The following is a 12,564-nucleotide window of genomic DNA, read 5'->3' on the forward strand; positions in this document are numbered from 1 at the left end:
GGTGTAGATATATAATAAATTTCCTGCACAGTTTCAATTGCTCTGGTCCGTTTAATGATTCTGTATAGTGATCTCCGATTTAGGGGACTGACTGTGTAGCAAAGTAACGCCCCTGCATTTTGGATATCCGCTACATCCCCAAAACTGGTTGCCTTTATTTTCGCCGCGACTGGCGGTGCGCAATACCATGTGGCTGCCGCATTTTGGACATGCGGGAATGTGATCACCGAGTATCTGGTGTACCTCCAGCTGGTCATATGCAACCAAGTTCACCGGGACGGTTTTGGCTGTCGTTGGTTTGGTATGTGGCGCGCCATGGCGCGCCTTGAGCTGGGTGACATGCTGTTTATGGGTCTGCCAATTGGCTGCCAGTCGCCCTTGCTGGATGGTTTCGACAATGTGGGCGACGTCGGCAGGAGTCAGCACGGGCTTGGTCTTTTGCTTGATATAGCTGACCAGGCCGCGGCGCATGACGTTGTCCGGCATGGGGGTCTTGAAGGCGCAGTCGCCAATAAAATAGACGATGGAGTGCAGTTGATGATCTGCCAGTCCCAGCAGGGATTTGAGCGTCATCACATGCAGATAGTTTTGATGCAGCGGGTTTTGAAAGCCGTGCCGGCGTCGAAACAACTGCTGGGTCCAGCGCTTGTGTCTGGGATCCCCGAAGATCCATCCCTTCATGTTTTTGGTTTCGATCACGAATACCCCGAAGCGTGAGACGAGCACGTGATCGATCTGGGTTGTGCCCTGCTCGAGCGGCAGCGTGACATTGCTCAGCAGCCGATATTCCCGCTGGTCGAGAAAGAGCCGGATGCTGAGGTTGATCAGCCACTCTCCGATCATGCCCTTGAACCAGGGGCTCCTGGCGATGGTTGCCAGCAACAGCAGCGGGAGCAGATACCAGAGTTGGTTCAGAAAAACAGCCATCAGGGCGGTAACATCCATGTCATCTCTCCTGGTCCCCCGATACCTGTCCCTGGTTGCAGAGGCACTTTTATTGGTATGAGCCTGGCTTGGTGCTACCTGGCTGGCGTCATAAGGAAAATGGGGTGTCGAAGTGAACTACTGTAGCGAGTTGACTGAGGTGAATGTGTGACCGCTTCCACCAACTGAGTGGCTCATCACTATTTTCTGCGTCAGCGCCACAGGCGGGGTGATAGGCGAAGGGAGAAACGGGAGGGGCTGGGTTAGAAACTCATCGCCAGCCCGACGCCGTAGCCGCTGGTGTTGTGGCTGAACATATAGCGGGCAACCAGCCGGGTGCGGGTCACTATGATGTCGTACTTGCTGCTGTCGAGCTCGATCCCGAGCCCCAGCGAGTTGAGGGCGTTGAAACCGAGCAGGCCCCGTTGCTCGCCGAGATATTCGGTGCGAGCCCCTTCCATCACGTAGCGCAGCGGCCTATCCAGCAGCGTCAGATCACCGATGGGGGCACGGCGGCGCAGATAGAGGCCGAGGTTTTCTGCATTGGCCTGGCCGGTCACGCTGGCCGAGGTGCCGCCAAAGCTTTGCAGATGCTGGTAGGAGTAGCGCAGCTCGGCGTCTATGTCCTGAGTCGGGGAGAAGAGTTCATAGTCGAGCATCAGGGCGCCGCCCAGACCGTAGACATCGAGCCTGCCGCCATCGAGAAAGTCGAGGTTCTTGCCGGTGTACTGGCCCAGCAGCCAGTTGCCGATGCGCAGATCGCTGGCCACTGTGCCCAGGGTGACGTTGCCGAGGGGACGCAGCACCCAGTTGCCGCCGTGTCTGTCCCGGTGCAGCCCTATGTCCCAGCCAATCCCGCCGGTGGCCGTCAGACTGTTCCATTTGGTGGGAATGGTGCGGGTCTCGCTGCCGTTGCTCACCACGAACTGGGGATCGTAGCGGCTAAAGCCCAGGGTCCCCTCCAGATAGATGGGCACGCTCTCGCTCATGGTGGCGCCGCCGCCGACCTGGGTCATGTTGAGCGCCGCCGCCTGGTTGGTGCCGCTGCCGATATTGATGTTGCTGGCGGTGATGTCGGGCACGACTGTGAAGGTCATCAGCGACACCACAGCATTGGCGCGCTGCTGCACCAGCGAGTCCTCGTCGGCCATGGCATTGGCGCCGAGCAGCAGGCTGATCAGCAGGGGCAGGCTGGTGTGAGAGGTGTATGAGGGCATGCCGGGTTCCCGTGAAGCCTCGTTGGCTGAGGCACGATTACACTGTAGCGATTTTTTATCGGCTTGGCAGCCCGGATAATGAGCCGGATGGCACTCTTCTGGCGTACGCGATCCCCAGATCTGGGGCCGGCTTGCTGGCGATGCAACGGGCGGGGGCGGGCGGCGTTCTCTGCGCCTCCCCTGGTTGTGCCGCTTGTGTGCTCGTGGGGCGCGAGTGGACGCCACCGTTTGCCGATGCGGGCCACGGACGGCCGGGTCAGGTTTTTCGCACTGCGTCCGGGCGGATAATAAAAATCCATTAAACTCAATGGGTCACTTGTTCGGGAGTGTGAGTGGAGATGAAGATCAGCCGCAAGATTACGCTGACCATAGTGCTGACGCTGCTGCTGTTGCAGGGGGTTGGCTATGTTGGCCTGCATTATGTGGTGAGCGACAAGTTCGGCGAGCTGGAGCGCATGAGCGTGGAGCGCAACCGCGAGCGGGTCAGGGCCGTGGTGCAGGCCGAGCTGGGCCAGCTGACCATGCTGGGGCAGGATTGGTCCGAATGGGACGAGACCTATGCCTTCATGGCCCGCCGAGATCAGGCCTATCTGGATGCCAACTTCAACGTGCGTACCTTCGAGACCCTGGGGATCGATCTGCTTGCGCTCTACAACAGGGAGAAGCAGCCGCAGGTGGCCTTTGCCTACCAGGCCGGCAAGCTGGTCTCGCAAACGCCGGCCCAGCTGGGGGCCTTGACCGATTATCTGATGCGCTACGGCACCCTCAAGCCCAACGCCGGCATCTGGTTCGACGGCGAGCGCTATTACCTGATGGCCGCCACCCAGATCCTGAGCAGCGAGGGGGAGGGGCCGAGTCGTGGCACCCTGTTGCTGTTCAAGGCTTTTACCCCGAAATTCATCCGCCAGCTGCAAAAACGCACCGCCCTGTCGCTCACCTTCCTGAGCCCGGATCAGCTCGCCGCCAGCCTGGGGGCGCCGACCCTGGCCCGGCTCATGGCCAGCGACAGCCTGATCCTGCCGCAAGAGGATCGCCTGCTCACCCTGGCCCAGATCGATACCTTGCAGGAGACGTCGCCCCTCATCTTTCGCTTCACCCTGCCACGGGATCTGATGCTGGAGGGCAAGGCCATCGAGCAGCGCATCTTCTGGTTGCTGAGCCTGGGTACCCTGCTGTTTGCCGCCCTGGTGTTGCTGATCCTCAACGGCTACATAGCCGCCCGCCTGCAGCGGCTGAGTGCCAACCTGCGCCTCATCGCTGACGATGGCGCCGTGCGTCGGCTGCTGGTGGAGGGCAAGGACGAGATCTCCCAGGTCGCCATCGACTGCAATCGCATGCTCGATCATCTGGACAGCCTGCGTCAGCAGCAGGCCGACAGCGGGACCCGGCAGCAGTTGCAGCACGGGGCCCTGATCCACCTGGCCAAGAGCGATCTGCTGACCGGCGAGGATCCGGGGCAGGCCGCCCGTCATATCAACGAGGCTGTGTGCGCCGGCACCGGGGCTGCCCGTGCCAGCGTCTGGTTCTGCGCCGAGGACAAGCAATCCATGTTCTGCCAGGATCTCTTCTTCCTGCCCAAGCGCCATCATCAGCAGGGTTTTCACCTGCCATATGCCTTGATCCAGGGCCGCTACGAGGTCTCCAAGCCCGAGCATGCCCCCTGCCTCATCATCCGCGAGCGCTATGATCTGTCACGGTTTGGCGCCATGCTGGCCCAGCTCGGGCTCGATGCCCTCTCGGGCGCCATACTGATGGCACCCCTCAAGCAGGGGGATGAGCTGCTTGGTTTCATCATCGCCGAACGAGCCAGTCTGAAGGAGGAGTGGCACCCGGACGAGACGGCCTTCGTGCTCTCGGTGTGCGATCTCTCCGCCCAGACCCTGCTCACCCTCACCAAATTGCAGCAACTCAAGCGCAACTGAGGGCCGCCTCTCCAGGTACCCTCCCTTGCGTTCAAGGCACACACGGCTCAAGGCGCAACTTTCGTCGCGCCAGAGCGATTATCTCCACTATCCGTGACCTGCATTAATTTCTTGTTCACTTGGCAGGGTGTATAACGGGCCTCCCTCATGGAGAGAAGGGGCATGGCGACAGGGAGGGTCTGCCGCACCGGTGGCCCTCGGGTCACCCACTATGGATGCTCACTATGTTGATGGGAGTCACCAGATGCAGGAGATGCTGCTTGCCATATGGCAACAGGACTTTAACCAATTGATCCAGATGCAGGCGGTGGGCCTGCTCGTCACCTGTCTGGTGGTGATCCTTTTTCTCGAATCGAGCTTCGTCTTTTTGCCCCTGCCCGGTGACAGTCTGGTGCTGCTGGCCGGTGGCCTGGTGGGAATGGGGGTGCTCGGCCCCGAAGTCACACTGATTTACATGCCGCTTGCCGCCGGGCTTGGCAGCCTGATCGCCTATCTGCAGGGCCATGCGCTGCACGGCACCTCCTTCATGGGCCATGTGGAGCGGATGATCCCGGACGGCAGCCTGCCACGGGCCTCGCGTCTGCTGCACAGCTACGGCTTCTGGGCCATGTTCTCCTCTCGCTTCGTGCCCTTTGTCAGGGTGTTGACGCCCATGCTGATGGGGGTCTCGCACCTGCATCTGCCGCGGGTGATGATGGCAAGCTTTGCCAGCGCCTTCCTCTGGGCCCTGCTGCTGAGTCTGGTGGGCAAGTTCGTGATGGCGGCCCCCGTGTTTGCCCAGTATCACGAGCTGATGACCAAGTGTCTGCTGGTGACCTCCCTCGGCCTGTTCGTCATCGCCATGGCGGCCATCGCCATCCGGCTGCTCAAGCGCCCGACCAACCGCATCCGCTGATCGGCTGCAGGCGGCCAAGGCCGCCCCGCGTATTTCTTGTGAATATTCACCTGACCCAGGCGCGACCCAAATCGGGCCGCCAGGGTCGCCCCTCAACCTTCAAGCAGGTACCTTATGTCATGTCATGACACCCTGAGCCTTCGTCCCCTCGAGCGAGAGGATCTGAAATTCGTGCATCAGCTCAACAACAACGCCAGCATAATGCGCTACTGGTTCGAAGAGCCTTACGAGGCTTACATGGAGCTGGCCCAGCTCTATGACAAGCACATCCACGATCAGCACGAGCGCCGCTTCATCCTGGAGGTGGCCGGCACTCAGGTCGGGCTGGTGGAGCTGGTGGACATTCGCAGCATTCATCGCCGCGCCGAATTCCAGATCATCATAGCCCCCGCCTATCAGGGGTTGGGGTATGCCAGGACGGCGACCCTGAAGGGGATGAAGTACGCCTTCAACGTGTTGAACCTGCACAAGTTGTACCTCATCGTCGATCGGGACAACGCCAAGGCGATCCACGTCTATCAGGGGTTGGGGTTCGAGCCGGAGGGGGAGCTGAAAGAGGAGTTCTTCATCGATGGCAAATATCGCACCGCCATTCGCATGTGCCTGTTTCAGCGTGATTTCAAGGCAGATGATGCAAACCGGAACTAAGGTTGCCTGACGCCTGAGTGTCCAGGGGGGAGGGCGGCGCCGGCCTGTGTCAGCCTGGCCTCTCCCCCGGTCGGCACCTTTTGGCCGCAGGATAAAAACTCAGGTCATTTGAGGCAGAATTTGTGATGCCTATCTGTTACACTTCGCGCCCGCCATTTTCCGGCTCACTTTCTGACTTGATGTCGGACGCAGCCACCGGTGGTATCAACCTCCGCCTCGCCTACGCCGAGCCGCAAGCCAAACACAGCCCAGCTGGAACACAGGAACCCAATTTATGAGATTTGAATCGTTCGATTTTGCCCCCGAGATTTTGCGTGCCGTCTCAGATTGCGGTTATCAGGAGATGACCCCTGTGCAACGCCAGGCGATCCCGACCATACGTCGCGGTCTCGATGTGCTGGCCAGCGCCCAGACGGGGACCGGCAAGACTGCCGCCTTCGCCCTGCCGATATTGCAGCGCCTGGTGGACAAGCCGGCCGAGCTGCAACCGTCCAACGCCCGTGTGCTGATCCTGACCCCGACCCGCGAGCTGGCGGCCCAGGTGGCGAGCAACATCAATGACTTCGCCAAGTACCTGGATGTTACCGTGCTGACGCTCGTTGGCGGCGGCAAGCAGGATGTGCAGGCCAAGAAGCTGAAAGCGGGTGCTCACATCATAGTGGCGACCCCGGGTCGTCTGCTGGAGCACCTGACAGCCTGCAACCTCAGCCTCTCCGGCGTTGAGTGTCTGGTGCTGGACGAAGCGGATCGCATCCTCGACATGGGCTTTAGCGCCGATGTACAGCAGATCCTGCAAGCGGTCAACAAGGAGCGCCAGAACCTGCTGTTCTCCGCCACTTTCTCCGACGGGGTGAAGAAGCTGGCTAACGTCATGCTGGACAAGCCGCAGATCATCAGCGTCAACAAGCAGAACTCCACCGCCGATACAGTCACCCACACCGTCTATCCGGTGGAGCAGAAGCGCAAGCGCGAGCTGCTCTCCGAGCTCATCGGCAAGCAGAACTGGCCGCAGGTGCTGGTGTTTGCCAGTACCCGTGAAAGCTGTGACGAGCTGGTGGCCGAGCTGAACCTGGATGGCATCAAGTCCGCCGTGGTGCATGGCGACAAGGCACAGGGCAGCCGTCGCCGCGCCCTGCGCGAATTCACGGAAGGTAAGGTGCGGGTGCTGGTGGCCACCGAAGTGGCCGCCCGTGGTCTGGACATCCCGGATCTGCAGTACGTGGTCAACTATGATCTGCCGTTCCTGGCCGAAGACTACGTGCACCGCATCGGTCGTACCGGCCGCGCTGGCAAGAGCGGCATGGCCATCTCCTTCGTCAGCCGCGAGGAAGAGCGCACCCTGCTCGAGATCGAGGCACTGATCGGCCAGAAGATCCGTCGTGTCATGGTGCCGGGCTACCAGGTGGGCAACCGTGACGAGCTGATCAAGCAGTTGCAGGAGCGTCGTCGCTTCGGCAAGCGCCCCCAGCGCGATGACAACGCCGCCGCCCAGGCCATGGCCGAGGCCAAGCTGCAAGGCCAGCGTCTCAAGCGTCTGGCGGCAATGAAGAAGCCGCGTCAGCCGAAGTAAGCGCGCCCAACCCCGCCCCGGCCTTCCCCTTGTCAGGGCAGGCCGGGAGGGGCGATTTAGTACATAAAGGCGCCACTGGCGCCTTTATGTTGTTGATGACCCGGCCTCTGGCCCGCCCGTCTCTCTGAGGACTCGTGATGACACCTCCCAACTACAATCAGGCCCTGCTCGACATGGCCACCCAGAGCCTGGCCGAGCTGGCGGGTACCGCCGAGCAGAAGGCGGGCAAGCGCACCCCGGCCCAGGAGAGCCATTTTCTCTGCACCTGGATGGCGGACTCCCTCAAGGAGAAGCGCTTCTCCCGGCTGGTGATGGAGGATCTGAAAGGCTGGATCCAGCAGGGCCGCACCCTGGGAGCCGGCGCCGATCTCAAGGGCTTGCTGGAGCGCATTGCCTTCCAGTACGCCCGCGTGCAGGCCGACTCCCAGCAGCTCGGCACCAGGCTGGCCGCCATGCTGGCCGAGCTGGAAAGCGCGGGTTGGTTGGTGTTTACCGACAGCGAGGTGAGCGCCAAGCTGCGCCTGCAGGGGCAGGGCCAATCCAGCCTGGTGATCTCCAGCCGCGAATACGGCGAGCACCTGATCCAGGGGGAGCTTGTCAAGCCGCTGACCCTCTATGCGCGCTGTGACGAAACCCAGCTGGCCGAGGCGGCCTTTCGCCATGGTCTGCTGCTGAGCCAGGGCAACAAGAAGACCACGCTGGTCAAACACCACAAGGCGTATTCTCTGGTGCCTGCCAACCTGCAGCCCGCGCTGGCGCTGCTGGCCGAGGCGAAAGCCTGACGGCGAGCCCCTTCCTCTGTCCTTCCCAAACCCCGGCCTGGCGCCGGGGTTTTTTATGCGCGGCGAGCGGCGATGGGAACGCCGGGGAGGCGAGGAGAGCCAGGGGCAAGTGGGATGGCGAGCCCCGTTTTTGTCGCGGATGGTTTGTCGCATCGGGCTATTTCCTCCTCTTTCCCCCTCTGATGGGGGGCGTCCCCCATATGGTGGGATGGTGGCGGAAAATTTCTGCTCTAGGGTGGGTTGGCCCCAAAGAGGGCCTTAAGGAAGCAAACCGCCTGATGGCGATACTCAATGAATGAGGAAACATGATGAAAGCGACTCCCATTGCCCTGCTGCTGGCCGGTGTGCTGGCCTCTCCGCTCTGTGCCGCAGGGCTCGATGCCCAACTCACCCTGGTGGATGGCAGCACAGACGATGTGCGCGTCAACCTGACGCTGACCAACACGGGTGACAAGCCGATCCGCCTGCTCAAGTGGCAACTGCCGGGTAGCGAAGATGCCCCCCTGTTCCTGGTGGAACGGGATGGTCAGCCGGTCAGCTACGAGGGGGCCCTGATCAAGCGGGCGGCGCCGACCGACAAGGACTTCCAGCTGCTCAAGGCCGGCCAGAGCCTGACGGTGCAGGCGGAGGTGTCGGGTCTCTATGACATGAGCGCCCAGGGTCAGTACAGCATCCGTTATCAGCTGCCGACCCTGCCGCAGGAGGCGAAGGCCGCCAAGGCCAAACAGGCCCAGGCGAGCGAGTCCAACGCCATTACCCTGTGGGTGGAGGGGGTGAACGATGAGCGAGTTCAGGCCAAGGTGGCCGCCGCCGAACCTCAGGCCGTCACAGCCTCGGTCAGCTTCAGCGGTCGCTGCAGCAACACCCAGAAGAGCGATATTCTGGCCGCGCTCGATGCCGCCAGCGGCATCAGCAACAACTCCAGCAGCTATCTGGCGGTGGACAAGCCCGATGGCCAGCGTTATCGCAGCTGGTTTGGCGCCTATGACGCCTCCCGCTGGGACCAGGCCGAGGGGCACTTCAGCAAGATCAAGGATGCCATCGACAACAAGCCGCTCACCTTCGACTGCGGCTGCAAGCAGAGCTACTTTGCCTACGTCTACCCGGATCAGCCCTACAAGGTTTATCTGTGCAAGAGCTTCTGGACCGCGCCCGTCACCGGGACCGACTCCCGTGCCGGCACCATAGTTCATGAGCTGAGCCACTTCACCGTGGTGGCAGGCACCGACGATCTGGGTTACGGTCAGGCCAATGCCCGCAATCTGGCGAAGACGGATCCGGTCAAGGCGCTCAACAACGCCGACAACCACGAATACTTCGCCGAGAATACCCCGAGCGAAAATTGATCCGCTGACAGGGGCCGCGAGGCCCCTTTTTTGATGTTGAAGGAGGCGCCATGATGACACTCTTGCTCACGACTCTCGCACTCGCCCCCCTGCAGTGCGAGCTGTCGGTCAAGGCACACAGCCGGGTGGACGAGCCCTTGCCCCTGGTGATGACCTTGACCAACAAGGGGGAGGGGCCGCTCGAGGTGCTGAGCTGGTTCACCCCGTTCGAGGGCTGGTTTGCCGATGCCATCGAACTCACCCTGGATAACCAGCCGCTGGCCTACAAGGGGCCGCTCGCCAAGCGTGGTGCTCCCGCGGCCGAGGATTTCTTCATACTGGGGCCGGGCCAGCAGAGCCAGGCGGATGCGGATCTGACCCAGGTCTACGATCTGTCGCGCCCAGGCCTCTATCACCTCAGTTATCGCGCCCAGCCCTTGACTCTGACCAAGGGGGTTGCCCCGCGTTGCCCCGCCATCAGCTTCAGTCGCCTGGCTGCGCCCTAGGCGGGCTGATACACGCCTTGCCGCTGTTCGCATCCAGCAGCCCCACAGCGCGCGCCGCCACCGCCAGATAACGAGGCGATGTGTCCCGCTCCCGCCAGCAGCAGTGCACCAGCTTGATCACATGATCGTCCAGGCTGGTCAGTGCCAGTGGCAACACCCTCTGCCAATCCAGCCCCGTGGCGTCCGGCCAGTGCTGGGAACGCAACGCGGGCGCCCCGACCGTGATATAAGCCGCCGCCACCGCCTGCCACATCAGGGTTTGCCACGGCGCTTGCCACTCGCCGGGCAACTGCTGCGCGACCAGGGCGGCGGCTCGGCTGCCGGTCACCATGTGCAACACGGTGAAATTGCCGGTCTGCCAATAGAGCTGCAGGGCGATCTCGGCCAGCTGGGCGAATACTGCCGATGACTCGGCGAGTGAGCATGGCAGTGTGCCCGGCCAGCGCGGCGCCTCTGCCACCTGCTGCAATCGACCCGTGATCCACTCGCCCTGCCAGCTCGCCCCCTCCCACTGTCCGGAAAGCCCAGCCAGCAGGCTGGCGACATCCCGGCTGGGGGCGGCCTCTCCGGCAGGCAGTATCAGGGGACGGCACTGCCAGGCGGCCAGCGCGGCGGCCTGCTCCCCCAGATGGCCATTTTCCAGGGCGCAGGCGAAGCGGATCAGGGGGTGAAAGGCCCCTCCCGCCGGTGAGAGTCGGCGTGCCAGCAGTGTCTCAAAGGTGGGCTGCCAGCCTTGGGTAGCGAGCCGGTTTGCCAGCTGCTGACGCAGCCGAACGAAGCTGATTTCATCCTCCCCCTGACTTGGTTCCCCGCTCGGCAGCGCATGGGCTGCCTGCCAGTGATCGAAGAAATGCTGCAGCTGGCGGGGGCTGGCTCCCATCTCGTGCAGGGCATGCAGCGCCATCGGGCAGTGGTTGGTGGTGCCCCGGCCATTGAGGGCAAAAGCACGGTTGGCATCGAGCAGGCGATGAAGATGATGCATAATCGTTTGACTCCTTTCATTAAGGGAGACAGGATTGTGCAAGTTAAAGCTAACTTGAGGTCAAGGATGGATACGGATCGCAAGTGGTTAGCCATAGGCCAGATAGCCAGGCGCTCCGGCGTCAACGCCAGTGCCTTGCGTTTTTACGAGCAGAAGGGGCTGCTTCGCAGCGTGCGCAGCCATGGAGGTCAGCGCCTCTATCCGCAGGATGCGCTGCGCCGGATCGCCTTCATCCGGGTGGCGCAGGGGATGGGGTTGAGCCTTGGCGACATTGCCGATGCCCTCGCCGGTTTGCCCGATGGCCGCACACCGGATCGTCGCGACTGGGAGCAGATTGCCAGCCAGTGGCAGGGGCTGCTCGAGCAGCGCATCGAGGCTCTGCTGCAGCTCAAGGGCAAGCTCACCTCCTGCATCGGCTGCGGTTGCCTGTCGCTCGAGCACTGCGCCCTTTACAACCCGGATGATCAGGCCGCAAGACAGGGCGCCGGCCCCCGCTATCTGCTGGGGGATGCGCCGCCGTCCGACGAGTGATCAGCAACATGATGAACATGAGTGTCGACCCAGCCATGCCATGCACAGGGCCGACTCGTTTAACCGTCAAGGAGGAGACATGGCACTGGAACAGCTTAAACGGGAATTGGAGCAGTTTGGCGAATACAACGACAGCCAGCAGCAGACCCGTGGCAGCAAGATGCTCAACATCACCCGCGATACCGGCGAGCTGCTGGCGGTGCTGGTGCAGACCAGGGGGGCAGACGCCGTGCTGGAGATAGGCACCTCCAACGGTTACTCCACCCTCTGGCTGGCCGAGGCGGTACGCAGGCTAGATGGCCGGGTCACCACCATAGAGCTGGATGAGGGCAAACGGGTTATGGCCGCTGCCAACTTCCAGCGCGCCGGCCTGGGTCCCTGGATCAACCAGCTGGCGGGCGAGGCGGGGGCCCTGCTGGCCGAGCTGCCGATGGAAGGTTATCAGCTGATCTTCCTGGATTCAGATCGTCAGCACTATCGGGCCTGGTGGCCGCAGATCCGGCGCCTGCTGGCCCCTCGCGGCCTGCTGGTGGTGGACAACGCCATCTCCCATCGGGATGAGATGGTCGAGTGGATGAGTGAGGTGCAGCGCGATCCGGCCTTCCAGAGCACGCTGGTGCCGGTGGGCAAGGGGGAGTGGCTGGTGGTGCGTCTGTAGGGAGAGTGAGCATGGAATTCAAGACCATGGAACCAAGAGCTGTGGTAGAGGCCTATTGGCAGGCCATGCAGAGCAACGATTTTGCCAAGGCGGCCAGGTGGCTGTGCGAGGATTATGTCTGTGACTGGCCGCAGTCGGGCGAGCGGATCGCGGGGCGCTGCAACTTCATCGAGATCAACCGCCGCTATCCGGCGGCGGGCCCCTGGAATTTTGAGGTGGTCCGGCTGCTGGAGCAGGGGCGCGAGGTGGTGACAGAGGTGTTGATCACCGATGGTCTGGTGCAGGCCCGCGCCATCACCTTTCACACTGTGCGCGGGGACGCCATCCTGCACCAGACCGAGTTCTGGCCCGATCTCTACGAGGCCCCCCACTGGCGTCGACCCTGGGTGACCCCTATCCCCCGGGAGTCGCAACTCGCCTGATCCCGGCCCCCAGGGTGAGCCATGTCACCCTGGGGGAATGCTTATGTTGTTTACCTTATCCTCGTTATCCATTATTTCGCTAAATATCCCCACATTTCATTGTATGGCAATGGAATGGCCCGCGTTATGTTTTGTCCATGCCGATAGTCAGCCGGATTAATCTGTGATGTTGCAGCGAATGA

13 protein-coding genes are annotated in these 12,564 nt (G+C 62.1%); 10 read left to right on the forward strand and 3 right to left on the reverse strand.

The window, feature by feature from the left end; all coding sequences use genetic code 11:
* Positions 1-51: 51 nt before the first annotated feature.
* The gene (locus IU367_RS08105; RefSeq protein ID WP_274453965.1) at positions 52-945 is read right to left on the reverse strand and encodes an NERD domain-containing protein; all 894 of its coding nucleotides are present in this window, start codon (positions 943-945) and stop codon (positions 52-54) included.
* A 242-nt stretch (positions 946-1,187) separates the two neighbouring features.
* Entirely contained in the window at positions 1,188-2,141 is a 954-nt protein-coding gene (locus IU367_RS08110) for a hypothetical protein (protein ID WP_420796498.1), read from the reverse strand.
* A 338-nt stretch (positions 2,142-2,479) separates the two neighbouring features.
* Between IU367_RS08110 and IU367_RS08115 the strand changes: the two genes are divergently transcribed.
* The 7 genes from IU367_RS08115 to IU367_RS08145 all read left to right on the forward strand — a co-directional run bounded on the left by IU367_RS08115 (position 2,480) and on the right by IU367_RS08145 (position 9,789).
* Positions 2,480-4,063, forward strand: coding sequence for a CHASE4 domain-containing protein (locus tag IU367_RS08115; protein WP_274454361.1), 1,584 nt, complete (start codon positions 2,480-2,482; stop codon positions 4,061-4,063).
* Between the two features lie 244 nt (positions 4,064-4,307).
* Positions 4,308-4,958, forward strand: a complete 651-nt coding sequence (locus tag IU367_RS08120; RefSeq protein WP_274453966.1) for a DedA family protein — start codon at positions 4,308-4,310, stop codon at positions 4,956-4,958.
* A 114-nt stretch (positions 4,959-5,072) separates the two neighbouring features.
* Positions 5,073-5,606, forward strand: coding sequence for a spermidine N1-acetyltransferase (gene speG, locus IU367_RS08125; protein ID WP_043139271.1), 534 nt, complete (start codon positions 5,073-5,075; stop codon positions 5,604-5,606).
* Between the two features lie 274 nt (positions 5,607-5,880).
* Positions 5,881-7,176, forward strand: coding sequence for a DEAD/DEAH box helicase (locus IU367_RS08130; RefSeq protein WP_042866233.1), 1,296 nt, complete (start codon positions 5,881-5,883; stop codon positions 7,174-7,176).
* Positions 7,177-7,313: 137 nt separating this feature from the next.
* Positions 7,314-7,958, forward strand: coding sequence for a DUF2913 family protein (locus IU367_RS08135; protein WP_274453969.1), 645 nt, complete (start codon positions 7,314-7,316; stop codon positions 7,956-7,958).
* A gap of 305 nt (positions 7,959-8,263) precedes the next feature.
* On the forward strand, positions 8,264-9,304 hold the full coding sequence (locus IU367_RS08140; protein ID WP_274453971.1) for a M35 family metalloendopeptidase: 1,041 nt from the start codon (positions 8,264-8,266) through the stop codon (positions 9,302-9,304).
* Between the two features lie 50 nt (positions 9,305-9,354).
* Positions 9,355-9,789, forward strand: a complete 435-nt coding sequence (locus IU367_RS08145; protein WP_274453973.1) for a protease — start codon at positions 9,355-9,357, stop codon at positions 9,787-9,789.
* Here the strand turns inward: IU367_RS08145 and IU367_RS08150 are convergent.
* Complete coding sequence (locus IU367_RS08150) at positions 9,767-10,771, reverse strand: questin oxidase family protein (protein ID WP_274453974.1); 1,005 nt, start codon at positions 10,769-10,771, stop codon at positions 9,767-9,769. The two genes, IU367_RS08145 and IU367_RS08150, sit on opposite strands and share 23 nt — an antisense overlap.
* Positions 10,772-10,837: 66 nt before the next feature.
* Between IU367_RS08150 and soxR the strand changes: the two genes are divergently transcribed.
* The 3 genes from soxR to IU367_RS08165 all read left to right on the forward strand — a co-directional run bounded on the left by soxR (position 10,838) and on the right by IU367_RS08165 (position 12,382).
* Positions 10,838-11,302, forward strand: coding sequence for a redox-sensitive transcriptional activator SoxR (gene soxR / locus IU367_RS08155; protein WP_274453975.1), 465 nt, complete (start codon positions 10,838-10,840; stop codon positions 11,300-11,302).
* A 79-nt stretch (positions 11,303-11,381) separates the two neighbouring features.
* A complete protein-coding gene (locus IU367_RS08160; protein ID WP_274453976.1) occupies positions 11,382-11,960 on the forward strand; it encodes an O-methyltransferase in 579 nt (192 codons plus the stop codon).
* Positions 11,961-11,971: 11 nt separating this feature from the next.
* On the forward strand, positions 11,972-12,382 hold the full coding sequence (locus tag IU367_RS08165) for a nuclear transport factor 2 family protein (protein WP_043139290.1): 411 nt from the start codon (positions 11,972-11,974) through the stop codon (positions 12,380-12,382).
* Positions 12,383-12,564: the final 182 nt, after the last annotated feature.

The organism is Aeromonas bestiarum, from assembly GCF_028751155.1.
Classification (GTDB): domain Bacteria; phylum Pseudomonadota; class Gammaproteobacteria; order Enterobacterales; family Aeromonadaceae; genus Aeromonas; species Aeromonas bestiarum.